At 65.2% G+C, this 23,604-nt stretch carries 23 protein-coding genes and 2 pseudogenes; 9 read left to right on the top strand and 16 right to left on the bottom strand.

The window, feature by feature from the left end; all coding sequences use genetic code 11:
• Positions 1-68 precede the first annotated feature (68 nt).
• From HUU95_RS00375 to HUU95_RS00300, 16 genes and pseudogenes are all read right to left on the bottom strand, one after another.
• Positions 69-527, bottom strand: a pseudogene (locus HUU95_RS00375) (IS481 family transposase); the annotation flags it as partial.
• A 525-nt stretch (positions 528-1,052) separates the two neighbouring features.
• Positions 1,053-2,900: a type IV secretory system conjugative DNA transfer family protein gene (locus HUU95_RS00370; RefSeq protein WP_217429679.1), complete on the bottom strand. Its 1,848-nt coding sequence runs from the start codon at positions 2,898-2,900 to the stop codon at positions 1,053-1,055.
• Between the two features lie 85 nt (positions 2,901-2,985).
• Entirely contained in the window at positions 2,986-4,008 is a 1,023-nt protein-coding gene (gene virB11 / locus HUU95_RS00365; protein ID WP_174278254.1) for a P-type DNA transfer ATPase VirB11, read from the bottom strand.
• Between the two features lie 3 nt (positions 4,009-4,011).
• Positions 4,012-5,328 carry a type IV secretion system protein VirB10 gene (virB10, locus tag HUU95_RS00360; protein WP_174278253.1) on the bottom strand — a complete coding sequence of 439 codons (1,317 nt, stop codon included), beginning with the start codon at positions 5,326-5,328 and terminating at the stop codon, positions 4,012-4,014.
• A 1-nt stretch (position 5,329) separates the two neighbouring features.
• Positions 5,330-6,337: a TrbG/VirB9 family P-type conjugative transfer protein gene (locus HUU95_RS00355; RefSeq protein WP_174278252.1), complete on the bottom strand. Its 1,008-nt coding sequence runs from the start codon at positions 6,335-6,337 to the stop codon at positions 5,330-5,332.
• A gap of 1 nt (position 6,338) precedes the next feature.
• Complete coding sequence (locus tag HUU95_RS00350) at positions 6,339-7,016, bottom strand: virB8 family protein (RefSeq protein ID WP_174278251.1); 678 nt, start codon at positions 7,014-7,016, stop codon at positions 6,339-6,341.
• Positions 7,017-7,511: 495 nt separating this feature from the next.
• A complete protein-coding gene (locus HUU95_RS00345; RefSeq protein WP_174278250.1) occupies positions 7,512-8,555 on the bottom strand; it encodes a type IV secretion system protein in 1,044 nt (347 codons plus the stop codon).
• A gap of 28 nt (positions 8,556-8,583) precedes the next feature.
• A complete protein-coding gene (locus HUU95_RS00340; protein ID WP_174278249.1) occupies positions 8,584-8,859 on the bottom strand; it encodes a hypothetical protein in 276 nt (91 codons plus the stop codon).
• The gene (locus tag HUU95_RS00335; RefSeq protein ID WP_174278248.1) at positions 8,856-9,575 is read right to left on the bottom strand and encodes a type IV secretion system protein; all 720 of its coding nucleotides are present in this window, start codon (positions 9,573-9,575) and stop codon (positions 8,856-8,858) included. Before HUU95_RS00335 ends, HUU95_RS00340 begins: the two co-directional genes overlap by 4 nt.
• Before the next feature lies 1 nt (position 9,576).
• Entirely contained in the window at positions 9,577-11,943 is a 2,367-nt protein-coding gene (locus HUU95_RS00330; RefSeq protein ID WP_174278247.1) for a VirB4 family type IV secretion/conjugal transfer ATPase, read from the bottom strand.
• Positions 11,936-12,277 carry a type IV secretion system protein VirB3 gene (locus HUU95_RS00325; protein WP_174278246.1) on the bottom strand — a complete coding sequence of 114 codons (342 nt, stop codon included), beginning with the start codon at positions 12,275-12,277 and terminating at the stop codon, positions 11,936-11,938. The genes HUU95_RS00330 and HUU95_RS00325 overlap by 8 nt, the downstream gene beginning before the upstream one ends.
• Before the next feature lies 1 nt (position 12,278).
• A complete protein-coding gene (locus HUU95_RS00320) occupies positions 12,279-12,602 on the bottom strand; it encodes a TrbC/VirB2 family protein (protein WP_174278245.1) in 324 nt (107 codons plus the stop codon).
• An 18-nt stretch (positions 12,603-12,620) separates the two neighbouring features.
• Complete coding sequence (locus tag HUU95_RS00315; protein ID WP_174278244.1) at positions 12,621-13,913, bottom strand: LPD7 domain-containing protein; 1,293 nt, start codon at positions 13,911-13,913, stop codon at positions 12,621-12,623.
• A complete protein-coding gene (locus tag HUU95_RS00310) occupies positions 13,910-14,515 on the bottom strand; it encodes a lytic transglycosylase domain-containing protein (RefSeq protein WP_174278243.1) in 606 nt (201 codons plus the stop codon). The genes HUU95_RS00315 and HUU95_RS00310 overlap by 4 nt, the downstream gene beginning before the upstream one ends.
• On the bottom strand, positions 14,512-14,868 hold the full coding sequence (locus HUU95_RS00305) for a hypothetical protein (protein ID WP_174278242.1): 357 nt from the start codon (positions 14,866-14,868) through the stop codon (positions 14,512-14,514). Before HUU95_RS00305 ends, HUU95_RS00310 begins: the two co-directional genes overlap by 4 nt.
• The gene (locus HUU95_RS00300) at positions 14,865-15,668 is read right to left on the bottom strand and encodes a muramidase (protein WP_174278241.1); all 804 of its coding nucleotides are present in this window, start codon (positions 15,666-15,668) and stop codon (positions 14,865-14,867) included. Before HUU95_RS00300 ends, HUU95_RS00305 begins: the two co-directional genes overlap by 4 nt.
• Before the next feature lie 247 nt (positions 15,669-15,915).
• Between HUU95_RS00300 and HUU95_RS00295 the strand changes: the two genes are divergently transcribed.
• From HUU95_RS00295 to HUU95_RS00255, 9 genes and pseudogenes are all read left to right on the top strand, one after another.
• Positions 15,916-16,551: a Hin recombinase gene (locus HUU95_RS00295; RefSeq protein WP_174278240.1), complete on the top strand. Its 636-nt coding sequence runs from the start codon at positions 15,916-15,918 to the stop codon at positions 16,549-16,551.
• 173 nt (positions 16,552-16,724) lie between these two features.
• A complete protein-coding gene (locus HUU95_RS00290) occupies positions 16,725-17,621 on the top strand; it encodes a replication initiator protein A (protein ID WP_254602530.1) in 897 nt (298 codons plus the stop codon).
• 597 nt (positions 17,622-18,218) lie between these two features.
• A complete protein-coding gene (repC, locus tag HUU95_RS00285; RefSeq protein ID WP_174278239.1) occupies positions 18,219-19,466 on the top strand; it encodes a plasmid replication protein RepC in 1,248 nt (415 codons plus the stop codon).
• Positions 19,467-19,616: 150 nt separating this feature from the next.
• Entirely contained in the window at positions 19,617-20,225 is a 609-nt protein-coding gene (locus HUU95_RS00280) for a hypothetical protein (RefSeq protein ID WP_254602529.1), read from the top strand.
• 63 nt (positions 20,226-20,288) lie between these two features.
• The gene (locus HUU95_RS00275; RefSeq protein WP_174278238.1) at positions 20,289-20,612 is read left to right on the top strand and encodes a single-stranded DNA-binding protein; all 324 of its coding nucleotides are present in this window, start codon (positions 20,289-20,291) and stop codon (positions 20,610-20,612) included.
• 195 nt (positions 20,613-20,807) lie between these two features.
• Positions 20,808-21,248, top strand: coding sequence for a hypothetical protein (locus HUU95_RS00270; protein ID WP_174278237.1), 441 nt, complete (start codon positions 20,808-20,810; stop codon positions 21,246-21,248).
• A gap of 87 nt (positions 21,249-21,335) precedes the next feature.
• Positions 21,336-22,313 carry a DUF7146 domain-containing protein gene (locus HUU95_RS00265; RefSeq protein ID WP_254602528.1) on the top strand — a complete coding sequence of 326 codons (978 nt, stop codon included), beginning with the start codon at positions 21,336-21,338 and terminating at the stop codon, positions 22,311-22,313.
• Positions 22,310-22,837 carry a hypothetical protein gene (locus tag HUU95_RS14390; protein ID WP_254602527.1) on the top strand — a complete coding sequence of 176 codons (528 nt, stop codon included), beginning with the start codon at positions 22,310-22,312 and terminating at the stop codon, positions 22,835-22,837. The genes HUU95_RS00265 and HUU95_RS14390 overlap by 4 nt, the downstream gene beginning before the upstream one ends.
• A 68-nt stretch (positions 22,838-22,905) precedes the next feature.
• Positions 22,906-23,604, top strand: a pseudogene (locus tag HUU95_RS00255) (23S rRNA (adenine(2030)-N(6))-methyltransferase RlmJ); the annotation flags it as partial.

The raw sequence follows: 23,604 nt of genomic DNA, 5'->3' as shown, positions 1-23,604 counted from the left end.
GGAAAAGGTCAAAACATGGGTCACTTCTCAGCGGAAACTTGGCACTCCCCGGGTCAGCTCTCAGCGGGAATCAACAGGTACAGCTTGCCCTGTTCGGTCCGTACCTCGGCGAGATCGACGTGGAAGTAGCCGATCAGGTACGCCTTGAACTTCTTCCGAGCGGGCTTGTCGCCATCGACTTCGGGCAGCCGGCTGATACCGTGACGCTGCAGGCAGCGGTGCAGCGAGGAGCGCGTCAGATGCGGGATCGTGGCCTGTAGCGCATAGAGGCAGTCATCCAGCGGCAGCAGCGTGTGGCGGCGAAACGCCACCACCACGGCTTCCTCCTCGATCGTCAACGTCGTGGAACGGGCCTCCTTGGGTCCGGTCCGCAGATCGGCCGTCGACGACCGCTTGCGCCACTTGGCGACCGTCTTCTGGTTGACGCCGTGGCGCCTCGCCAGCGCCCTCAGGCTCTCTTTACTATGCTGTATCGCTCGACGGACGACCTCTGTCGTCGTGGCGCTCCCGTGTAGAACCTGGCCCATAGCGCTTCCTTCCACTCGCTCGTGGTTGTTGCACCATCAATCCCTGGGACCAAACATCTAGCTGAGCGTTCCGGGAGCGGGCTGCACCCCCCAATCCTCGCCGCAATCGCGATCTGGCGAAGCGCATGAACGAACGCCTGATAACCTGCGACTGGCGTCCGAAAGCGGTGAGCCCGCAATCCACCAACGGCAGGCGTTCGAGCCCCCTGCCCCGCCGCCTGAACGAACGTCCGCCTTCTCGCGATCACCGCCCGTAAGCGGCCATTCCGCTTCCCACCAGAAATGTAGCCCTTTCGCTCATTGTTATTCGATCGCGGGGGAGGGGGATCACCCGCCCTGCACTGGAGTGCAGCGGAGGGAAGGGTGGGGACACCTGGCGATCGCCAAGCGGAGCGCGTGCGCGGAGACGGTCCAGCCCTTGCCCAGAAGGGGGGTGAAGCCCCCTTCCACCCGCGCCTTGAAGCGCAAATACGGTGCCGGCCAAAGGCCGTCCTATCGAGCGGTACGCGGCCGAGCTTGCCGCCGTCAGGCTGCCTTGGCTTCCAGCACTACTACACTCTCGAACAGGCGCGCGACACGCTCCTGAGGCGGGGCAGCCTGGGCGGCGTCGATTGCCGCCCTATTCAACCGACGCTTGGCCGGCGTGATCGTCGCGGACGCCAGGGCAGCCGCGACGCCTGCCGACGCTGCCGGCCCGGTAGCTGCGGCTTGGTCGCCCTCGGCCTCGGCCGCCTGAATGACACGAAGGCTCTTGTGGGCGATCGCCGGGTCGACCCGAATCGCCGGCATGACCGGCACCGAGATTTCCGTCCGCGCCTTCAGCTTCTTCTCGTCGTAGTACCGAACCTTCTTCCCGTAGGTCGCGTACATACCGCGCCGGAAGACGATGAGATCGTTCTCCGGCAGCATCTCGACCTCCTGTGGCAGCAACAGCGGCCGGCGCTGGTCGGACTCCGACGTCGACCCGCCACCGCCACCCCAGGTCCCCATGTTCCGGGACCGGGCCTTGAACGTGTAGGTGCCGAGCTGCTCGGAAATCTTCTTGGCGTCCGACAGCCCGGCCGGACGCAGGACGAGGCGAACCGCGCAGTTGCGCTCGATGTCGGCCGCCACCTTGTCGCCGTACACGCCCTGAATCTGCTCGATCGACTGGAAGGCGGGGAGCAGCCGAAGCCCGTAGCCGGCGACGTAGCTGAACGCCTGGGCAAGGACCGAGCATTTTCCAAGGCTGGCGAACTCGTCGAGCGCCACCAGCACTTTGACCGGGTGGCGGCCGTCTTTGGGCAGCTCGCGCACGTTCCGGTCGATCAGCTGCTGAAACAGGAGCCCGTAAATCGGAGCGACGCGCTCCAGATCATCGGGCGAGACGCCCAGGTAAAGCGAGATCCGCTTGTCGCGGAACTCGCTCAGGTCGAAGTCGCTCTCCGACGTCGCTGCGTCGACATAAGGATTGAGCCAGGCGTTGATTTTGGCCGTCACCGACTGGCGGATCGAGGTGAAGGTGTTGGGCGACGCAGTGATGAAGTCGCGTAGCGCCGACACGCAAGGGCCTGACAGCGGCGTGCCCGCCTGCTCTCGCTTGGCGATGATCTTGGGGAACCGCTTGGCGGCGTCGCCGGCGGCGAACTGGCGGTAGACCTCGCCCATCGTGAACGGCAGGGCGTCATCGCTATCGTCGACCGTCGCGGCGACATAGGCCGCGACCCCGAGGAACGCGGTCCGCGCGCTCTCCGCCCAGAAGTTCTCACCCGACACAGGATCGGGAAAGAGCATTTGGCCGATCTTCTGGAGCTCGTTGATGACCTCCACCGGATCCTGCCGGTTGATGTAGCTCAGCGGATTGTAGCGGGCGGTGTTGCCCTTGGAATCGAGCGGATTGAACAGCACCACGCGTTGGCCCAGTTCCTTCAGGCGGTAGCCCGCAGTATTGTCCCAATTCTCCTGTTTGACGTCCAGCACGACGAGGGAGTCCGGCCAGTCGAGAAGGTTGGGGATGATGACACCCACGCCTTTGCCGGCGCGCGTAGGTGCCTCGAGAAGTACATGCTCGGAGCCATCGAAGCGCATCACCTTGCCGCCGAACTTGCCCAGCACGATGCCGGCGGTGCCGAGCAGCTTGCCGCGGCGGACCTCGCCGACCCGCGCCCAGCGAGCTTCACCGTGCAGCTTCTGACGTGTGAACAGCGTCGAGATGATGGCGATGACCGTCAGCACCATGCCGATCCCGAAACCGACGAGGAACGGCTTGTAGACAATCGGTAAAGCCTTCAACGTCCAGAGCGCGCCCGGCACTCTCCGCCAAGGGGTATGGCCGCTGAGCAGGTGGGCACTGAACAGGACCGCGACGGTGCCGATCGCCGCGCTCGCCACCATGCCTATGAGCGCCAGGAAGACGATCGCCCCCGGCTGAGCTCCCTCGTCGCTGCGAACCCATTTCCCGCTCACGCCGATCTCCTTCTCAATCGCGGGGCTTGCCCGCGGGATCGAACCATACTTCCGTCATCCGGTAGCGAGCGGGCCGTCCTTCACCGGGTGGCAGGCGGTCCATCTGTACCACGATATCGACCAGGGAGCGCAGCAGGGCGCGGATATCGTGGCGGTCGAGGTCGTTGCCGCCCTCCGACTCCTTCACGAGCAGGGTGAGCTGCTCCAGCGCGCCCTCCGCCGTGTTGGCGTGGACCGTCGTGATCGAGCCCGGATGGCCGCTGTTGACGTTGCGCAGGTAGAAGAACGCGGTCCCGTCGCGCAGCTCCTGCAGGAGGATGCGATCGGGCCGCATCCGGAGCGCGGACTCGAGCAACTCCTTGGCGCCGGCCTTCTGGAGGCTCTTGCCGTCCTTCGCATACATCATGTGGACGTGGTTGCGCTGGGGCACGACGAGCTCGCGGGTGTCCTCGATCGTCAGGATCCGCTCGTAGTCGGGGATCAGCTTGATGAGCCCCTTGGAAAAGCTCGTCTTGCCGGAGCCCGTTGCGCCGGAGATCAGGATGTTCTTCCGCGACTCCACCGCGAGCCGGAAAAACGCCTTCCAGTCGCCGGCGGCGCGGAAGGCGAGGAGACGGGAGTCGACCTCCTCACCGAGCCCGTGCGCCCGGACCTCGCTGAAGAGGCCCGCCCGCTCGAAGTCGTCGAGGTTCATCGACACGCCGGACGCCTTGCGGATCGTGATCGAGATGAACCCCTGCTCGACCGCTGGCGGCACCACCACCTGCGCACGCTCGCCGCCCGGCAGTACCGAGGAGCAGATCGGATATTCGGCGTTGACGTCCTGCTTGGTGAGGCCGGCGATCAGCTTCGCCAGCGTCATGAGCGCGGCGTTGTTCAGCGCCGGCTCCTCGTGCCACTCCCAGCCCCCACGCGTTTCGAGTCCGATCATGCCCGGCTCGTTGACGACGAGCTCGGTGACGTCGTCCCGTTCAAGATGTCGGCTGATCGGCTCGGCGTTATGGGAGTAGAGTAGCGATGCGGATTGCGAGAACATCGCTCAGCGCCTCAGCCCCACATCATAGACTGTGCGGAAGTCGAAATCCTTTGCCACGAAGATCGCGGCGGTGTCGCCCTGATTCTTCTTGAGGATCGGGCGGATCTGCATCGTCTGTGAGAGGACGGTCGATCCGGTGTTGCTGGGAACCTGCGTGGTGTTACTTCCCTGACCGGCAAGGCTTCGACTGGCGATTTGCGACGCATCCTCCAAGACCGAGATCACCAAACCGACCCCGAACCGTGCCCAGAACTGCGTGTCAACGCCGCCGGGAAGCCCGGCTCGGCCGAGACTGTCGGCCGCAGGCGACCCGAGGTCGATGGCGACACCACGCGGAGTCAGGGCCCGGGTCCATAGAACGAACAAGCGCGCTTGGCCTTGGGTGATCCCACCCGAATATTGCCCGAGGACCTTGGTGCCCTTGTCGAGCAGCACGACCCGCCCGTTCTCCGAATAGACGTCGTGGTTGATGACGCAGGAGACGAAGCCCGCCTGGGTGGAATTGATGGCGGTCTGAAGCGTGCAGGGGATGACCGTCCCCGCGCTCAGGAGCAGGTTGCGATCGGCAACCATCGTCGCCCGTACAGTCTGGATCGCGGAGTGGGCGAGCTGGTCGTTGAAGTCGGTCGGGCCCTTTGCCTGCGCTCCGCCCTCCTCGCCAGGCGCTCCGAAGCCGCTGGCGCCGAGGTTCCGCCCATTCTGGGCAGCCACCATCGACTGCCCGGCGGGGCGGCCGGACGCGTCGACCTGGCCGGGCGCTTGGCCCACCTCATCCTGTCCACCGATCCCCGGCGAAGCCGAGGCGAGGCCGGAAGCGCCGAATGCCATGATCGGTGATCGCCGCGCCGCATCCGCCATCGAGCGCGCTTGTTCGGCGCGCCTCTGTTCGGGCGTCTGCTGGCCGCCTCCCGTCGCGGCGGTGGTGGTGGTCGCGCCGGGGACCGCGTTGCCGCTTGCATCGACGGTCGGCTGGGTCGGTGTCCCCGCCACCGGCCGGCCGAAGATGTCGGTTTGCTGCGCGCCGGACTGGCCAAGCTGGTTGGCGAGCTGGGCGCGTTGGGCGTCGGGAGAGTTCATCACGTCCGCGACCGCCCGATCGCTCGCCTTCGCCGGCTCGGCTGCGGCCGTGGTGGTGGCCGAGCGATGGAACGCACCGTAGCCGATCGCGATGCCGCCCATCGCGCCGATCAGGGCAATACCGGCACCGATGAGGGCGACGTTGCCGATACCGCCGCTGCGCGCGACGACGGTTTCCGGTTGCTGGGAAGGCACGGTGTCAGGGCCGACCACGCCGCCCCGGTCGATGATGCTGTCGGCCATCTTACTGCCCTTTCACCTTACGTTGGACAACGTTCGACACGGTGCCGGTGCGATCGCCGCGATCGTTTCTCAGGGGAGCCTCGTTGTAGACGCAGAGCACCGTCGTCCCGCGCCGGAGGCGGAGCTGGCGATAGACGGCGTGGACGACAACGAAGTCCTCGCGCACGTCGTAGGGCACGATCGTCTCGGTGCCGTCGACGTCCACCGCGAAGATCGACGGCAGGTCGGCGTGGCCGGGGTAGCGCATCACCGTGAACTCCCCGTTGTCGGAGATCTCGGTCGGCTGCAGCGCGGAGTCGCCCTGGACCGTATAATTCATGTTGCGGGTGCCCTCGATCACGGCGTGGTCGAGCGCGGACGCGGTGATGTTCGTCTCGAGGGTCTTGGCCTCTGCGGCCTGGGCGAGCTGTGTCTGGAGGATCGCCAGCGCGCGCTCCTCCTGCGGGTAATGGAAGCGGACGCCGTACATCGTCTCGGCCGTCCCGAGGGTGAGATTGAAATGGTAGGTCCGGGGTGAGCCGCCGGCGTTGGTGACGACGATCAGGTTCGTCGGAGCGGCCTTCTCGCGCGGCTTCAGGAAGATGATGTTGCCGACGGGCGCGATCTGCCACGAGATGGTGTCGCCCAGCGCCGCCTGGGTAATGGTTTCTCCGGGGCCGAACTGGATCTCGATGGCGTGCCGGAAGCTGCCCTGGATCGAGACCACCTGGTCGGGGTCGTAGTTGACGTTGCGGACCCGAGAGTCCTTGTACCCGGGCCTGGGAACCTCGCTGGCGTAGGCCGGGTGAGGCGCGAACGTCGTCGTGATCGCTCCGGCAGCCGAGAACAGGACGAGGCGCTTCCAGATCGCACCGACGCCGCGCCAGACGCGGCTCTTCAAGCCGCTGTCCGTCACGACGAGTTCGGTCGCCGGCGGCGAGAGCTTGTTCCCAAGCTTCTTGCGCAGCGCGGGGAGGAAGGGAACGACGACGCGCTCGCCGGTCTCCGGGGTGGTTGACGGCTCGTTCATGTCAGGCCTCCGGATCCGAGCGGTAGTTCACGACCTGGAAGCCGAGCGGATTAAGGTTCCGGTCCTTCTCGTGCTCCGGGGCCGTCGTGTATCTAAAAGTCATGATCGCGTTCCAGTTCTGCGCAACCGGGGTGTTCTGTCCGAACGTGATAATTTTGGAGTAGCGAACCTGCGCCACCGTCGGGCTCAGGAAGCTGATCGTCCGAATCGCGATAGAAACGTAACCCTTGTCGCCGTAAATATTGGACGGGGCGTTCTTGTTGCTGGATTGGACGCCGCCGAGATACCGGCTCGCCTCCGCCTGATCGCTCATAAGCATGACGTTGTAGGCGTTCTCGCGCGCTGCGTCGTTCAGCCATCCTTCGCGCAACCGGGTGTATTGCGAGATGAAGTAGCGGTTGACTGCATCGTCATAAGTGCGGGGCTGCGGCCCCTTCAGCGCGGTCACGATCTCCGTCTCGCCCGACGTCTTGTCGACCCGGATGACATAGGGCTGGACCGTCTTCAAAGGCGTCAGCATCACGACCGCGGCGACGGAGGCGACGGCGAGCGCGCAGGCACCGCCCGCAACGCCCCAGGCGAGCCGCTTCGACTGGATTGCGGCGCGCATCCGATCGTATTCCCACGTCCTCGCGGTCTCGAGGTACTTCTCTTTGTCTTCGGCCTTCACGCGCGCCATCGCGTCGATTCCTCTGTCAGCATGAGTAGTAGGACAGCGCGATCGACTGCTGCGAAGTCTGCGGTGCCTTGGGTGCGGAGGTGGAGGCACCCGTGGTCGGTGCGGTTGACGTCGAGCTGTCCGCGCCGCCCGGTGACGGAACTGGTGATGGGCTCGGGTTCGGTCCCGGCGTCACGGGTGCCGCTGGGTCGGCCACCGGTGGTGCCGGCGGCGGGGCGGGCAATGCACCAGGCCCAGGCCCGGGACCCGGTGCCACCATCGACTGACCGCCAGCCTGAGACAGGGGAACAGGAATTGGGAGCGTCGGGAGAATTGTCCCGTAGAGGTTGGCCGGCCGCCTGTGCTTACCATCGCATACCGCCGGCTTCTTAATGTGAGTCCCGGTGCATCCGCTGAGTGCGAGCGCGCTCAGCGTCACCAATGCCACCCTATTCATACGATCTCCGTTCGTGTTCTGCGCCGTGGCGTGTTCGAGGTTATGGTTGAAGAACCACGCTAGGCAGCTCGGCTTATCGAACCACCCGACCGGGCAGCGCTGGCGGGAGACCCGCCTCCTCCTGCGGTCCGGCGGAAGAGGAGGCGGCTCGTCATCATATTGGCTCCCGTCTGAAGGAAGCCGTGGCCGCCGGATGCCGCACCCCCGGCAATGCCGGCAGCGATTGATGGCGACTGGAAGAAGAAGATCGTTCCGACGATATAAATCAAGAGTACAGCTACAACCGTTACTAATACCCGGCCAGCATCAAGAGCTATGCCGGCGGGGGTAGCAGCTAGGAACTCGGCTCCATTGCCAACCCCACTCATAACATCATCCATAACAGATACTTGTAGACCTGTAATAAACCTAGTCATAATTGTCATTATAACCATCAGAAGAACGTAGTTAGCAGTCTGCTTCAGCCATCCATCGAAAAGCCATCGGGACGAATTGAAAAGCAAGCAGGCCAACGCTAGAGGCGCAAGCGCAACGCATATAGCTACGGAGAGTTTGGCAAAAATCACGATACAGAAGCCTACTGCCCCCGAGACAGCAGCGAATACATAGATGACGATAATACCAACCATAGTAAGTATGAAGTATTCAAGCTTACTGATAGCCAATGAGACGTCGGTTATTCCGGTCCGCTGACTTTGCACTTTGGAATCAGCCGCCCAAAGAGCTTTAGTGAGTTTATTTGAGTCGGAAACATAGAGATCGAACGTAGTCCCAGGATTCGTCACGGGTGTACCAGTGCCAGCCGCAATGATCTCCTCCGGTAATCTATTGACCACTGTCACTACAAACGCCGAATAGCCAACAGCGCTGGCTGCGGCTAATGCAAAGCCTACTTTACCCGCTTGAAATACAAGCTCTCGAAGGGGTGCCTGGATAGCACCACGCAAAACAGCAAAACCTAAAAGAAGAAAGTATATAGTCGCTGCAAGAGCAAGTGGTGCTGCGACAAACGCAACCAGTCCCGAGCCGAAACCGGACACCGCTGTATCGATGGCGGATGCGATGTACCCGTACATCGCCGCGAAGGGCTGCGCCGCACTCATGGGATTATCATTCCTTTACTCGTAACATCTATTTACTAAGAATGGCACTTGAAAAGGAGTCATCTGCCTTACGTGCGGCTTCACGCTGCAGTAAGACATTTGCAGCTTGCTGAGCCGAACCACACATCCGCTGCTTTTCCTCGGCACCAAGGTTACTATACTCGCCAGACTGGCACTTGATCATCCATGCGCTTAACAGGTTCGGACTTTGCTCAAATTGAGCTTCAGTTGGCACCTGAACAGGTTGGGAACAACCGGCAATGAATGTTAGGAAAACAACCCCAATGACTCTACGCACGGTCATTTCCTGAGAATGGCGTCTGCAAAGGATGCGTCTGAGGCACGTGCTGCGGCAGCTTCTGTAGATGCAAGCGCTAGTGTCGACTGACCATCCTGTGCCATCCGAATGGCTTGCATCTTAATCATATCATTTTGCAGTTGAGCTTGTTCGACAGCAATGCGAGCTTGAAGATCCATCACGTCTTTTGGATCTTTGGCATTGTTGAGTTGCTGCCTGAGTTGATCGAGCCCTTGCATCCGTGTCTGCGACACGGCCAAGGTATTCTGTCCTAACGCAGCCATAGTTGCGGCTTGGCCGGTAGAGTCTCTCAGGGCTTGATTATAAGCGGTATCCGCGTCGGAATTACCTGACAATTGATATTTTGATTGAATGCTTGATGCGAGGGAGCCGAGCGAGCCGAGCTTGGTCAGATCACCGCTTAATAGGGTCGTCGCATCTATCGTCGTATTTGGCAGAATGTTGCGAACTTCCGACTGAACTAGCTGGGGGGCGATACTGTTCACGTTCGTCAGCTTGGAGAGCGAGTTGAACGTCTGTTGGGCCTGCTGGATCTGCTGCTCTCCTTGCTGGATCATCGTCGCCGTGTGCTGCACGGTCGCGAGCGCCTGGAGGTAGCCCGTTTGATCGAATACGGGGATGCCCTGCGCCGAGACGGGTGCGGCGAAAGCGGCGAGCGCGAACGGCGTCGCCGCCATCAGGATGATATGCTTGAGCGCCATGTCAGCTTCTCCTCTGGTTGGCGTAGAAAGCGGGTAGCCAAGCCGCCGGATCGTTTCCCGCGAGAGCCATGGCCTCTTCCATGGCCACGAGCGTCTCCTCGCGGCCGGAAAGCACTTTGAGTTCGTTGGGCATCCCGCCGAGGTCGAGCTTCGCGACGATCGACGTGTGGCCCTGCTTGACGAGGAAGCACCGGCTCTCCGGCGTCAGGTCCTCGCGGATCAACCGATACTCCGCATCAGTCAGCCCCAGACCGTCGCAGTAATCCGATCGCTTCGCGTCCGAGTTGGGCAGGAGGATCTTGGTCGCGGTCTGTTCGATGATGGAATGGGCGATCGGCGATCGCAGCGCGTCGGCCGGCGACTGCGTGCCGAACACCATGAAGGCGTTGCGCTTACGAAAGGTCTTGAGGCCATCCTGTGCAAATGCCCGGAACGCGTCGTCCTGGAGCGCCTTCCAGAACTCGTCGATGTCAACCACCACCCGCTGGCCGTCCAGCAGCTCGTCCACGCGGTGGAAGAGATACAGCATGGTGGGCGTCCGGATTTCCGGGTTCTCGAGAAACTGTGTCATGTCGAACCCGACGAAGCGAGCCGCCATGGATACCTCGTCCTGCGGGCCGTCGAACGCCCAACCGAGCGCGCCGTCCTGGCACCAGCGTTCGAGCCTCGCCCCGATCCCTTCCGCATCTGCGTAGCCCAGCATCTCGCGCAACGCCCCGAATGAGCGGGATTGCGACGGAAGGCGCATCACCGCGTCGATACCTTCGTCGATCAGCCGCTCCTCGTTGACCGAGAACGGCTTGTTCTCGCGCCTCACCAGCACCCGGATGAACTGGCGGAGGAACGCGATGTTGTAGGCGTTCGGGGCGAGCCCCTTGAGCGGCGCGAATCCCGTCGGCTGGCCGTTCCGGAGCGTGAGATAGGTGCCCCCGCACGCCCGCACGAAAATTTCGGCCCCGCGGTCCTTGTCGAAGAAGACCTGCTTTGCGCCCGTCTTTTCGAGCTGGGCCTGAAGGAAGTTCTGCAGGACCGTCTTGCCGCCGCCCGTCGGGCCGATGATGAGCGTGTGGCCGATGTCGGCGCGGTGAAAATTGAACCAGAAGGACGAACCCGCGCGCGTCTTGAGCAGCGTCACCGCGTCTCCCCAGTGGTTCCCCGACTTGCGGCCCGACGGGAAGGTGTAGAACGGGCTCAGCGCCGCGAAATTGCGACTGTTGATGACGGCGGGCCGCGCCCGCATCCGAAAATTACCCGGGAGCTGCGCCCAGAAGGCCGCTTCGAGCGCGACGTCCTCCCGCGCCATCACCATGCCGGTGTCAGCGGCGCGGGAGCGCGCCATCGACAGTCGATCGAGGAGGCGCTTGGGATCGTCGTCGATGACCGAGATCGACAGGTGATGTTCGCCCATGACGAAGCGGTTCGCCATGAGCTCGTCTTGGCCGTCCAGCAGCTCCATCGCTTGGCTGACGCCGGCGTCGTCCGAGGACGTCATCTGCTTGTACTTCTTGGAGAACCGCTCGCTAGCGACCGACTTCACCAACGGCGCGAAGCTCTGGGTCACCACGAATGGGAAATCGAGCGTGAGCAGACTGTTGAACTGTCCGGTCCGGGTGCTGGCGACGTACTCGCGCACCCCGAACATCCCAAGATAGTGAGATTTGTGGGGCAGCCGGATCTCGGCCGCCTCGCGTCCGAACACGATCCGCGACTGGTAGAGCGCTTGGCCGAGCCTGCCGTCCAGCAGCGGAATGCGGATGCGATCACCGGTGAGGATAAAGTGCAGGATCTCCATCGGTTTCGAGAACAGGATGCCGTCATGCTCGTAGAGCGACAGGCGCTCCGGCGCGGTGTCGGCCAATAGGGATTCGAAGTCGCGGCACTTGTCCGCCATGATGACCATGGCGCGATCATCGATCTCGGCACCGGGCTTGCGCTTGCCGAACCAGCGCGTGACCTGATCGCCAGCCATGTTGGACGGCCGCACGATGATCGTGACATAGAACTCGTTGTGGTAGAGAACCTTCTCCCTCAACCCTTCGGCGTAACGCTCCTGGAGCGTTCGCGCGAAGTCCGAATGGAACTCGCCGCCGAGGTTGGGATCGGTCGCGGTTCGGACGAGATGCGTCCAGAGCGCCACGCGATCGTCGCCGATCGCGCGCCAGGCAATGTTGAGCTTGTTGTGCCAAGTGTTCAGGTCGCCGATATCGCTGGTCTCGAACGGCCGCCCATCGACGCGATACATGCGCATGAGCGAGCCGTCTTCGAGAGCGATCAACGTGTCGTCGACATGCCGCGTGTACGGGATGAACTTGATATCATCCACTTCGCGAACCGCGGCTTTCTTATGCTTCAGCCTGGTGTCAGTCATTGCCGAACTGTTTCCGCTTCACGGTTTTGCCGAGGCGGACGGGAGAATAGCTCCCGCCACCCCAGAACTTCCGGTTCTTCGACATGAACACGGTCTGGAACCACAGGCCCCAAAGCCGGAATGCATTGAAGTCGTAGTAAACGACCATGCGCGCCGGGAAGTAGAGCGCCCCGAACAGGGCCAGGGGGTAGAACGGGTTGTGCATGATCCCCCACAGAACCATGCAGACCATGATGATCGGCAGGATCGCCTCGAGCGGCAACCCCATGAACACCGATGGTCTGGTCATGGCCAGGAAGACCTTGTCCTCCGCGAGCTTCTCCTGTTCGGCCACGTCAGGCCGTTCCGCCGCCCATCCAGCCGACGATCGTCGCCGCCGAGAAGATGATGCCGATACCGATCAGCACCGTGACGGCGCGACCCCAATCCATGCGGCCGGTCAGCTTGGCGTAGCCGACCGCCATTACGGCGATCACGCCCACCACGGACGCGACCGTGGTCATCCACTGCTTGATCGTGGAGAGACCGGACTCGATGGCGGTGCCGTCGGCGAATGCCGGCTGGGCGATCGATACGAGAGCCAGAACGCCGGCAATCCCAACGATTTGGCGGGCCCGGCGATCCGACATCATCCGGCCCATTCTCGGTGAAAACTTCATGTGTACCTCCATTATAACTTATCTTTCCAGGTCGGGGCGTGCTTGAATCGGCTCGATCTGCCGAACTGGCGTCGGCTCACGCACCGAAACATCCAGGCCGCGCCGGAGCGCGTCCGAGATCATCTGTCGGCTTTCGAGGTTGGCCGACGCCACCTGCGTCGCATCGCCCCGGTATACTTCGCCGATATGCTGTTCCATGACGGCCTGGACCTCCCGTGCGCCAGCGAGTCGCGGATCCCTCGCCACCGTCTCCGACGCGCCATGAAGGAAGAGCTCGGCCAGCTCGTCGCCCTCGTGCCGGCGCTCCGCGGCCGCCTGTTGCTGCTCCTCGCGCACCAGCGACGGCTCGCCGTTCGCCCGGCGAGCATCCGGCGCGGTCGACTCCGCGACCGCCCGGTCCTCGCGGTCGGACCTGATCTCATCCGCAAGGATCGGGCGCTCGCCGGCTTCGCGGCCGAGCGTGTCGCGGTGACTGCCGGACCGGATCATGTAGATCGCGTCCGCGACGTCCGTATCCCATTCGCCGCCGCGGCCGAGCTGGCGAAGCGCGTCTGGCTCGTATCCCGCGCGTTCGAAGGCCTTGACCACCGTCGGGCTCTCGAGCGCGCGATCTAAAGCCCCATTCAGGGCGCCACGGTTGTCGTCGATCCGCTCGTACTGAATCTCCCGCGTGAAGACGTCCATGTCCCGCCGGAGGCCTTCCTGAAGCCCCTTGCGGTCCTCAGTGAGCGCGCTGACCTTCAGCAGCAGGCGGCTATCGGCATCCGACAACGCCTTGTCGGCCGTCGCCGGCCGCTCTCGCTCGGCCAGCACCGTTTGCGCCGAGCGCGCCGGGATCGTCGCGTCGGGGTCGAACCGGGGCCTCGCCGGAGCGTCCGCCATGGTTCCTTGGTCGCGTCGGGCCACGTCCTCGCGCCGGGCGTTCGCCGCCTGCTCTCGCTCGACGAACGACGGTTCGTATCCGCTGACGGCGAGGCCCTCACGCGACGCGGCCGTCCAGACCGCCTTGCGGAACTCCGGCGAGCCGTCGACGTCAATCCGGTCCCAGTCGTTGTGTTTGGCGATCTTGACCAGGCTGTCGACCGTCTCCGCGTCCTCCCGACGCGCCACGATGCGGTCGCCGGTGATCTCGATCGCCGGCGTCTCCCGGTTTCCTGGCGCGAACAGGCCGAAGCGCGGCTCGGCGCCCGGCGTCTCGACCAATCGGATGTTGTAGCGCGACTGAACCTCGGGCGGCAGCTCGAGCCCGGCCGGCTCCGCCTGCGCTCCCGGCTCCCGCCCGCCACGCGCGACGCTGTTCTCGGCGCTCACTTGAACACCTCGACCTGATTGGCCGCGACCTGTCCGACCACCCAATCGTTGCGGTTCGCCGCCGGCGTGGCGGGAGCAGGCACCGCGCCCACGACCACCGCCACTGGCGCTCCCGGCAGAAGCGGCGTCGACCGGATCGAGCCCAGCGTGGCGGCGGCGGACCACACGCGACCGACATAGCCGTTCCGCAGGCCGCGCGTCAGCGTTCCCGTGTTGTAGAGTGAGTAGGTCACGGAAATCGCATCCATGCCGCTATAGTAGCGGCTGGCGAGGCCATAACCCTGCTGCAAGACGGTCGAGGCCAGTCTCATGTTGGTACAGGGCTCGAACGCTTGCTCCACCGTCACGCCCAGCCGGGCTAAATTGGCCGAGTTGATCTGCGCGAGGCCGACGTCGACCGTGTACCCCGCCGCCATGTAGCGGCGAACGATCGCCGCCGCCGCCGCCACCGAGCCGGCGCGAACGCGTGGACCCTTGTTGACGTTGATCTGAAGCGAGTCCCCGCCACTCTCCGTCACGACGAGCGGCACGACGGCTTCCGTCGCGATCTCCGGCGCGCATTGTCGCGCCAGCGAGGTGATGGCGGGGACGTTGTAGATCACTGCTGCGTCACCGTCTGGTAGCGGGTGTCGAGGGCATAGCGGGAGACGGTGCCATCCGATTGCGTCACGGTCAGATTGTAGCCGTGCTTAGCCGATTTCGTCCGTATGCCGACCCCGGTGCAGGTCGGGAACCCTCCACCCACGGCGAGTTGCTGCCAGAGCTTGGTGATGGGTGGGACGCACTCCGCGTAGGTCGTGGGAGAACCGGGCGTGGCGAGGCACAGCACCACTTGGCACCCCCAGCCGTCATCCGCGTAAGCCGGCTGCGGCGCGGCGACTGCCACCAGTCCCGCCAGCGGGAACGCCATCCCGCCCGCTGCGCCGCCCAGCTTGTTCAGTGCCCGTACGATCATGATCCACCCCCATGAACAGCCCGCCGCTCCGCCGCGGCGAAGACGTCCCATTGTGGTGGAGTCTTTTCTGCGGTTTGTGAAGCCGACGCGGGCACGACAGATGCATCGGCTTCACCGTGAGCCTGGCGGGGAACATCGCCCTTGGCGACGTCGACCATCCAGTCCTCGTCGCCCTCGACTGGTCGAAGTTGGTCGATGATCTGGCCGGGGCGGGCGAACGCGATGTGCCAGTGGTTGGAATGGCCGCGGTCCCCAGGACCGAGCAGCTCGATGATACGGATGCCGGCCGCGCCCATCAGGGCGCGGACCTGCTCGCGTGTTATCGAGCCGACGCCGTTAGCGGGTACGAAGTCGACTGCCTGACCAAATTTGTGCCAGCTATAGCGCGCGCCGTAGCTCGCGTTCATCGGCCGAATGGTGTCGGTTATTCGGGCGTTGAAGGCGCGGCGTAAAAGGGCGGAGACGCCGGATACCGTAGCGGAACCGCCGATCGGTATCAGTGCTTTGCTCCCGTCGTCTATATGAGCGAGTGCGCAGGCGTCGAACACCGTCGCGGGCGTCACCCCGTAAGTCGCGAAATCGCGGCCGCTGATCGTGAGGGGACCAGCGTCGAAATCGGCGCCGAGCGTGATGAGGTCGCGAACCGTCGCCTCGGCATCCGCTTCATTCTCGGGCTGGCGCGCCAGCGTCGCGCCTGTGTGAACCGAGATCGCATATCGCGCAGGGGGCGGCGCACCCGGGGCGGCAAGTCCTGCCGCGCAGAGCTGAACCGCCTTAGCTGTGAGACCCGTCGGAAGCACGCACGCTACCCCGTCCGATTACAGTCCAACAAAGTTACTGGATCAAAGTGACGGGGTTGGCAACACCCAATCACATTCGAGAAGCAGCCGATATCAGATCGTTACGGTAGCGCAACGCGATACGATAACCCTATTCACCATGTTATTGCCGAGGGGTGCATCGCGCGCGTAGAACGCGCATCTCAGAGCCCTCAGCAGCATAATCGCGCGGGGTCTCCATCGGTGAAGTCCTCGGCGGAGGGGGAAGTTGAGCACCACCGTAGCGTTTATCGCGGAATGCCAAGGGTCGGTCACTATCGATGAGCAAAGAGCGTTCCTCGATCCGGCCGACCATGTGGTAGTCGCCGGCAAGAAGAGCTTCAACAAGCTGACCGAGATGCTCGCGCAGGGTGGCGTCGAGCTCCAGCGGGGCGATCGCGTCAAGCTGTACGATCTGTCGTGCATCACGCTCTCGACCACGACGCTGGTCCGCGCGATGTCGACGCTGCTGCGCAAGGGCATCGTGATCGAGATCATCTCGTCGGGGATCGTCGTCGAGCCGGACGCCGACGACAAGGTCCGCGCGATGCTCGACGCGCTCGACGCGCACTACCGCTACCTGCACGGCATCAAGACGCACCCGGCCGACCGCCGAGGCCGGCGGCGGCTCCTCGACCCGGAGCAACTTCCGCAGATCCGCGCCGAGCTGGAGAAGCCGGGCGTCACCGCCACCAAGGTCGCCGCGAGCTTCGGCGTCGCCCGCTCGACCCTCTTCAACTTCCTTGATCGCTACGATCAGGATCGGCGTTTCGCCCGCGACCGTAAGGCCGATCAGGCCGATGCAGCGCCGGGCGATGACGCTGTGCCCGCTCTCGTCGACGGGCCGACCCAGCCGGCTCCGTGAACCAGACCCGGAGGTTTTCCGCCCGATAACACGAATGCGCGCGGCTGCGCCGGACTGCGCGCTCGGCTAGGCAGGACCCGACATGGCCGACCCCGGTTGCCGATCGCGCGATCGGGCTGCATGATCGCCGGGCTCGAAGGAGCGAGCGAAGTGGAGCGGACGCCGAGGAGGCCATGACCAAGATCATTCCGCCCCAGGGCGATCTCTTTCGCCTGGACAGCCCGCTCTACGGCGACATCCAAGGTGAGCGCACCGTCGCTGAGTTCCCGTTCTTCGCCCTGACGAAACGGGCGCAGATGGAGCCCATGACTTTCGAGAGCGACATCGCGCGCATCGAGATCAATCCCAGCAAGACCGGCGTGGCGACGATCTACGACAAGGAAATCCTGCTCTACATCGCCAGCCTGATGGTGGGCCGCCTCGAGAACGGCGAGACGATCGAGCGCGTCGTCAGCTTCACCGCCAATGACCTGTTCCGGATGACCGGCACCAGTCGCTCCTCGCGCTCCTACATGTCGCTGAAGGCGTCGCTCAGCCGGCTCCAGGGCACGCAGATCATCACCAACATCGAGACCGGCGGCGAAGGATCGGACAGCGCCTTTTCCTGGCTCCTGAAGGCCGACATCAAATACAAGAAGCTGCCCAGCGGCGAGCGCGAGGTGACGCACATCGAGGTGATGCTGTGCGATTGGCTCCATCGAGCGATCCTCACCGATCGCCGCATCGCCGCTTACCACGACGACTTCTTCAAGCTCGGGCCGATCGAGCGCCGGCTCTATGAACTGGCCAAGTTCAACTGCGTCGATGGCACACGCTTCGAGGCGGATACGGTCGACCTGGCCGGCCGGGTCGGCTGCTCGCTCGAACCCCGCTCGATCGAGAGCTTCAAGCGCACGCTGCGCGAAGTGGCCAAGAATCAGTCGCTCCCGGAATATTCAATCTCGCTGGCCGATCGGAAGGAGCGCAGTCCCAACGGCGGCCGCCCGAAGCTCTCCACCCTCGTGACGATCACGCCGATCGACGGCTTGCGGCAGGCGACCCGCCTCGAGAGGACGCCCGTCCAAGCCTGAATCCGGCGGTTATGGCCAGGAGATGGTTTCCCGCCCGATCACACGAAGGACGCGCCGAGCTTTCCCGTCCGTTATCATGGCCTGGCCTTCCGTCGTTGCGCGGGCTCGGAACGACCGGTCAGGCCCTGCATGGCGCGCCAGAAGGCCTCGAAAGGCGAATCCGTGGCCGCCGCGGGAGGGCGAAACGACCTGCCGCAGGGGTTTTCCGCCCGATCACACGAACCACGAGCCCGCCGGCGGTCTTCGCGAGGTCGGCTTCGGTTGGGGTTTTCCGCCCGATCACACGAACATTGGCCGGGTTCTCCGCCCGAAAGCACGAATCCGGAAGGCTTCCGTGCCGCTCCCGCGTCGGACAGATTGGGATGGGCTGGCCGCAACTCGCGGCCGGTAAAAGGGAAGTGGCTGTGAGCACATAAACGAATGCCCGGCACGAAGGCCGGGCACCCTTGAGACTTCTAGGTGGCCGCGTCGCCAAACGCGGACCGATCCCAACACGATCTTCCACCTAACCGTTTCGGAGCCTCGGTTCAAGGGAGCGCGCTTCGCGCCACGTCTTCGTCTTGCCTGCTGACGGCCCCTCCACAGAGGGGACGAATGATGACCTATACCCAGACGGCGTTCACGGGACTGACGGGCGCACGCCCGATCACCGCGCTGACGCGCCGGATCGCGCGCGACCTGGAAGCCCGGGTGGTGGGCACGGCGACGGTCGCCAGCAAGGGCGAGCTCTACCGCGTGATGGACGAGGCCGCCGTCGCGCTCGGTCTCGGCGCCGGCGCACGCGAGACCCTGCGCCACCTGATCGGCTACACCCGGCTGGAGGACTGGCGGGACGGGCGAACGCCCATCGTGTGGCCGAGCAACCTGACACTCGCCGACGCGGCCCGGAAAACGGTGGGGGCGATCAAGGCGCGCCTGCGCCAGCTCCGTGATGCGGGCCTGATCCTGCCCCACGACGCCGGCCATGGCCGGCGCGCGGGACGCCGCGACGACAGCGGCGTAATCTCGTCCGCGTTCGGCCTCGACCTCTCGCCGTTGCGCACCCGCTTCGACGAGCTTCACGCACTCGCGGAGGGCTACACGGCGCAGGTGCGGCTCTTTAACGAGGGGAGGCAGAAGATTGCGCGCGTGCGCCGCCTCGTCGGCCAGGCGCTCGCCCAGGCCGCCTGTCTGCGCCTGACCGGATCGCACTGGCTCGCGCTTCAGGACGCGATCGAGCAAGTGGCCGGTCTGGCGGCCGCTGCGCGCGCCGCGCGGGACAGCGCCGCCTACCACGCTGCGCTGGAGCATCTCCCGAAAGTCGAGCGTCAGGTCGGCGATACGATCGATCGCTTCATGTTTTCCGATGAAAATGACGCGTCGGGGTCAAAAAACGAACCCGACATACAGATACAAACCAATCCTCTTCCCCTTGAAAATGTACAGGCTGCGCGAAATTGTAGTTCTGACCTGGGAGGTCGCCCTTCCCCATTGGCCGACCTCCCGACGTCACCCTCGAACAGCGCCTTCAAGGCGAGACCGGCGGAACTGATGGGGATGTTCCCGACCACCGCCATGTACGTCGGGGCCAGGAACCCAACCTGGTCGGACATTCATCGCGCCGCCGCCCGGCTCCGTCACGACCTCGGCATCCGCACCGGCTGCTGGGTCGACGCCCTCGACAAGCTCGGTCTGGACGCCGCGGCGGTCGCGGTGATGATAACCGCCGAACGCAACGCCCGCGACGAGATCAGGCTCACCCCGGGCGCCTATTTCGCCGGCATGGTCGGCAAGGCGAAGCGCGACGAACTCGACCTCGCCAAGAGTCTCTGGGGCTTCCGCACCGAGCGGATGGCCACCCACTGACCTGACTATCTAATCGCCACCGCCCTTGTCGTCCATTTTCATCTTGTGGTATATCTGGACTATGGCGCTCGTTAACGATCACCATGCCGTTCTCGTCGATCGAGGCGGTCAGGATGCCCGGCAGTGAGGGCTCGGGCGCTGCTGGGCGGCATGGCGGTCGTCGGGCTCGTCGCCTTGTCGCACCATCCCTCGCCTGCGCCTGGGTCCCCCGCCGATCCGCGAACGGGTTGCGAGAAAGCCGGGGCCGGCGACTTCTGCGCGGCGGTCGCGGGTCTGTCGAAGGCGCTTCGCAGCCCGGTACTGCCGCTTCCGCGTCCCGATATCCTGCCGCCCCCCACTACCCCCGGCGCGATCGACGCGCGCGTGACCCAGGCGAACATCGACCGAACCATCTGCGTGCCCGGCTACGCCCGGTCGGCGCGCCCGGCCTACTCCGTCACCGGGCCGCTCAAGCGCCGGATGATGGATGCAGTGCATCCGGGCGAGCCCATGGCCAACTACGAGCTGGACCACCTCATTCCGATCTCGATCGGCGGCGCACCGCTCGACCCGCGTGACCTCTGGCTCCAGGCCCGGCGCGGACAGGCGAACGCCGGCGACAAGAACGTGCTGGCCTACGTCATCTGGCGGCTGGTGTGCAAGCACCGGGTGCCGCTCGAGACCGCGCAGCAGGCCATCAGCCATGATTGGACGAGGGCCTACGCGATCTACGCGACGCCGGCGAACGTCGCGGAATACCATTTCCGCCATGGCGAGTAGGACCGCGATTGACCCGATCCGGCGACTTCTGCCTGTATGACCACCCCTGTCGAGGAGGATATGATGCCCAAGAATGTCGCCGAGTTCCAGCTCATCGGCAATGTCGGCAAGATCACAAGGCGCGAGAAGGTCGCCTATGTCAGCGTCGCCGTGAACAACAACTGGCGCGAGGACGGCGAGTGGAAGAGCGAGACGGTGTGGAACAGCGTGGTGTGCTTCCAGAACGTCGCCGCCCAGATTGAGGCAGTCGAGAAGGGCGATCTCGTCAGGGTCACGGGCACGCCGCGCGAGTCCAGGCATGGCGAAGGCGCCGACGAGAAGTACCGGACCGAGCTGGTCGCGCAGACTTTCTCGATCCTGGCCAAGGGCGGCGGCGAGGAGAAGTGATGCGAGGCGGGAGCGGCCTCCGGCACGGCTCTATCGCCGCTGCGCCACGACCGAGCCCGCACGCGGTCTCGGCCCTGCCGGGTGACGATCCTCGCCTGGAACGTCTCGCGGCGGCCGTGTCTCCGCGCTGGCAAATGCTGTCCCAGGCTGCGTTTTCTTCTTCCGTTCCTGCGCCGGATGACTCAGAATCCGGCGATGCCGATCCGCGCGGAACATCGCTGGCTCTACCCGATCGACTGGCCGCAGATCAGCTCGATCGTCCGGTTCGTCCGCGCGGAGGGGCGTTGCGAGCGGTGTCGACGACCCCATGGCCGCTACGTCGCGCAGCTCGGCGTCGACGGCGTGTGGTGGGACGGCGAGATTCGCGCCTGGTGCGACGGCCGCGGTCGCCAGCTCCGCCGCCAACCCCCGTTCGTGGCGCTGGAAGCGGTCCGCATGACGCGCCGGCCCGTCTACCTTGCCACCGCCCACCTCAACCACGATCCGACCTTCAGCGGCCCGCGCTGGCGCAATCTGGCCGCGCTCTGCCCGCGCTGCCACATGATCCACGACGCGGCCGAGCATCGCCGGCGGCGCTGGTGGAACGTCTTCCGGCGCTGCGCCCTCGGCGACCTCTTCACCGGGCTGTACGGCTAGGCGCGGCGATCCCGCCGGGCGCGCCGGAACGCCGACGATCCATCGACGCTCGCGTGCGGACTTGTACCACAAGTGGAACATGCCCGCTTGTTCATCCCGGAGGGGAGGATGCCCCTGGGACTCCGGTTCACTGTTCCGGAGGCCCCGATGACCGAAGCCTATCAAGCCCACAGGACGATCGCCATGGCGCGCTTGCCCCTCGACGCTGAGCGACGCGCCCGGAACATCGTCGAGAAGCTCGGCGGCATCTGGCGCGGCACCAAGGGCGAGTGCCGCTGCCCGGCGCACGACGACACGTCCCCGAGCCTGTCCGTCCGGCTCGGCGACACCGCCATCCTCTTCCACTGCTTCGCCGGCTGCACGGCGGCCGAGGTGATGAAGGCGCTCCAGCGCCAGCGCCTGCACGATCGCGCCGCCCTCGCCATGCCAGAGGGCAAGCCCAAGCGCGACATGGGCGCGCTCGCCTCGCGGCTGTGGAAGGCGAGCGTTCCGATCGCCGGCACGCTCGCCGAGGATTACCTCCTCGCGCGCGGGCTGCCAGTCCCCCTTCCCCGCTCGCTCCGCTTCAACCCCGCCACGATCCTCGGCTCGGGCGCGGACAAGCGAGTGATGCCGGCGATGATCGCCGCGGTCGAGAACGACCTGAAGGTGGTGGCCGTCCAGCGCACGTTCCTCGATCCCTTGGACGTGCTGCGCAAGCCGATCGCCAAGCCCAAGGTCTCGCTCGGGCTGCTCGGCACCGCGGCGATCAGGCTCACACCCGCCACCGACGAACTCGGTCTGGCGGAAGGAATCGAGGATGCGCTGTCGGCGATGGCTTGGGAGGGAACCCCGACCTGGGCGCTCGGCGGCGTCGAGCGCCTCGCCTTCGTCGCGATCCCGGAGAAGGTGCGCCGCGTGATCGTCTATGCCGATCGTGGGCGGGCGGCCGAACGTCTCTTCGAGAAGGCCCGCGACCACCTGGCTGCCGGCGGCCGCGAAGTGGTCAACCGCCCCCCACCCGGCGGCTTTGACGACTGGAACGACGCCTGGCGCGCCCATCTCCTTCAGGAGGCGGCCCGATGAAAGACGCCGACCGCAACGAGGCGGTCCTCCACATGGTCCAATCGGGCGCGTTCCCCGACGACTTCGCCCTGGTGCGCTGGTCCGTCACCCCGGAAGCCGTCCCGATCCTGCAGCGCTGGCTCGAGGAGGGCCGCGCACCGCTACCGCGCAGCGCCGCCGAGATCGACCACGATGCCGTCGGCCGTGAACTCGCGGAGCAGGACGCACTGGCGGCCGACATCCAGGCGCGCTTCGGCCCGGCCGCGGGCAACAGATCGGACGCGCAGACCGTCACCGACATGTTCGCCGTCGGATGGTTCGATCAGGGCGCGGCCTTCTGGCGCTGGGTCGAGACCCCCGCCGCCAAACCCTACATAGCCGCCTGCGCCGCGATGCGGCGCGCGCCCGAGCCGGGGGAGTTGTTCGATGCCTATGGGCGGGACGACGACGCGATGAGCGTCATCGACGACGTGGACGCGCTCGCGCAGCTCGCCGCCCGGATCGAGGCGGAACACGGCGACGGGAGCGTACCGAACCAAGGGTGACAGAGGAGAGGGCGCCTCCGGCCTGTTGATCCGGTGATGAGCACCGGGCGACAGAACGGAGCTCCTCGATGCGCACCTCAGCCGCAGCCCTCGCCTTCGACTTCAGCGAACCCTCGATCACCGCCGCCAAGGCCGTCGCCGAGGCGATCGCCCGCAACAGCTCACTCCAGCGCGAGACGCTGCTGTGGGTCATGGAGCAGGCCCATGGCGGCACCTCCGCCGATGGCCGCTGGTCGCTGCGCGACGCCTACGACATCCTGGAACTGGCGCAGGTGTTCCACCTCGCGCGCGCCGTACTGTCGCCCGAGCCGTCCGCCTGCCTCGCCGAGCTGGTGGAGCTGGTGGCGAGCCTGCCGACCCACACTGTCCGGAGCGAGGAGCAGATCGAGCTCCAGCAATTCTCGACGCCCGCGTCGATCGCGTACCTCGCAGCGCTCGCGGTACGGCTGTCGCCCAGCGACCTGGTGCTGGAACCTTCCGCCGGCACCGGCCTGCTCGCCGCCTTCGCGCGCCGCGCCGGCGCCAGCCTCGTCCTCAACGAGCTCGATCCGGCCCGCGCCGAAATGCTCCAGGCCGCCTTCCCCGGCATCTCCGTCACCCGCCACGACGCCGAGCTGATCCACGACCTGTTGCCCCCGGCGATCCGGCCGACCGCGGTGCTTATCAACCCGCCCTTCTCGCGCAGCGTCGGCCGCCACGCCGATCCGCTGGCGGCGTTCCGCCACCTCCGCGCCGCCCTGATGCGGCTCGCCCCCGGCGGCCGCTGC

The sequence above is a fragment of the Sphingomonas bacterium genome, assembly GCF_903643065.1.
Taxonomy (GTDB): Bacteria; Pseudomonadota; Alphaproteobacteria; order Sphingomonadales; family Sphingomonadaceae; genus Sphingomonas.
This window is presented reverse-complemented; position numbering and strand designations above follow the sequence as displayed.

What these genes read in the sequence shown, in the direction of transcription:
- HUU95_RS00370 (WP_217429679.1), bottom strand. Translation starts at nt 2,900, where the DNA reads ATGGTGGCGAGCGCGGCGATCGGCACCGTCGCGGTCCTGTTCAGTGCC.
- virB11 (WP_174278254.1), bottom strand. Translation starts at nt 4,008, where the DNA reads ATGTTCTCGCAATCCGCATCGCTACTCTACTCCCATAACGCCGAGCCG.
- virB10 (WP_174278253.1), bottom strand. Translation starts at nt 5,328, where the DNA reads ATGGCCGACAGCATCATCGACCGGGGCGGCGTGGTCGGCCCTGACACC.
- HUU95_RS00355 (WP_174278252.1), bottom strand. Translation starts at nt 6,337, where the DNA reads ATGAACGAGCCGTCAACCACCCCGGAGACCGGCGAGCGCGTCGTCGTT.
- HUU95_RS00350 (WP_174278251.1), bottom strand. Translation starts at nt 7,016, where the DNA reads ATGGCGCGCGTGAAGGCCGAAGACAAAGAGAAGTACCTCGAGACCGCG.
- HUU95_RS00345 (WP_174278250.1), bottom strand. Translation starts at nt 8,555, where the DNA reads ATGAGTGCGGCGCAGCCCTTCGCGGCGATGTACGGGTACATCGCATCC.
- HUU95_RS00340 (WP_174278249.1), bottom strand. Translation starts at nt 8,859, where the DNA reads ATGACCGTGCGTAGAGTCATTGGGGTTGTTTTCCTAACATTCATTGCC.
- HUU95_RS00335 (WP_174278248.1), bottom strand. Translation starts at nt 9,575, where the DNA reads ATGGCGCTCAAGCATATCATCCTGATGGCGGCGACGCCGTTCGCGCTC.
- HUU95_RS00330 (WP_174278247.1), bottom strand. Translation starts at nt 11,943, where the DNA reads ATGACTGACACCAGGCTGAAGCATAAGAAAGCCGCGGTTCGCGAAGTG.
- HUU95_RS00320 (WP_174278245.1), bottom strand. Translation starts at nt 12,602, where the DNA reads ATGAAGTTTTCACCGAGAATGGGCCGGATGATGTCGGATCGCCGGGCC.
- HUU95_RS00305 (WP_174278242.1), bottom strand. Translation starts at nt 14,868, where the DNA reads ATGATCGTACGGGCACTGAACAAGCTGGGCGGCGCAGCGGGCGGGATG.
- HUU95_RS00290 (WP_254602530.1), top strand. Translation starts at nt 16,725, where the DNA reads ATGACCAAGATCATTCCGCCCCAGGGCGATCTCTTTCGCCTGGACAGC.
- repC (WP_174278239.1), top strand. Translation starts at nt 18,219, where the DNA reads ATGACCTATACCCAGACGGCGTTCACGGGACTGACGGGCGCACGCCCG.
- HUU95_RS00280 (WP_254602529.1), top strand. Translation starts at nt 19,617, where the DNA reads ATGGCGGTCGTCGGGCTCGTCGCCTTGTCGCACCATCCCTCGCCTGCG.
- HUU95_RS00275 (WP_174278238.1), top strand. Translation starts at nt 20,289, where the DNA reads ATGCCCAAGAATGTCGCCGAGTTCCAGCTCATCGGCAATGTCGGCAAG.
- HUU95_RS00270 (WP_174278237.1), top strand. Translation starts at nt 20,808, where the DNA reads ATGCCGATCCGCGCGGAACATCGCTGGCTCTACCCGATCGACTGGCCG.
- HUU95_RS14390 (WP_254602527.1), top strand. Translation starts at nt 22,310, where the DNA reads ATGAAAGACGCCGACCGCAACGAGGCGGTCCTCCACATGGTCCAATCG.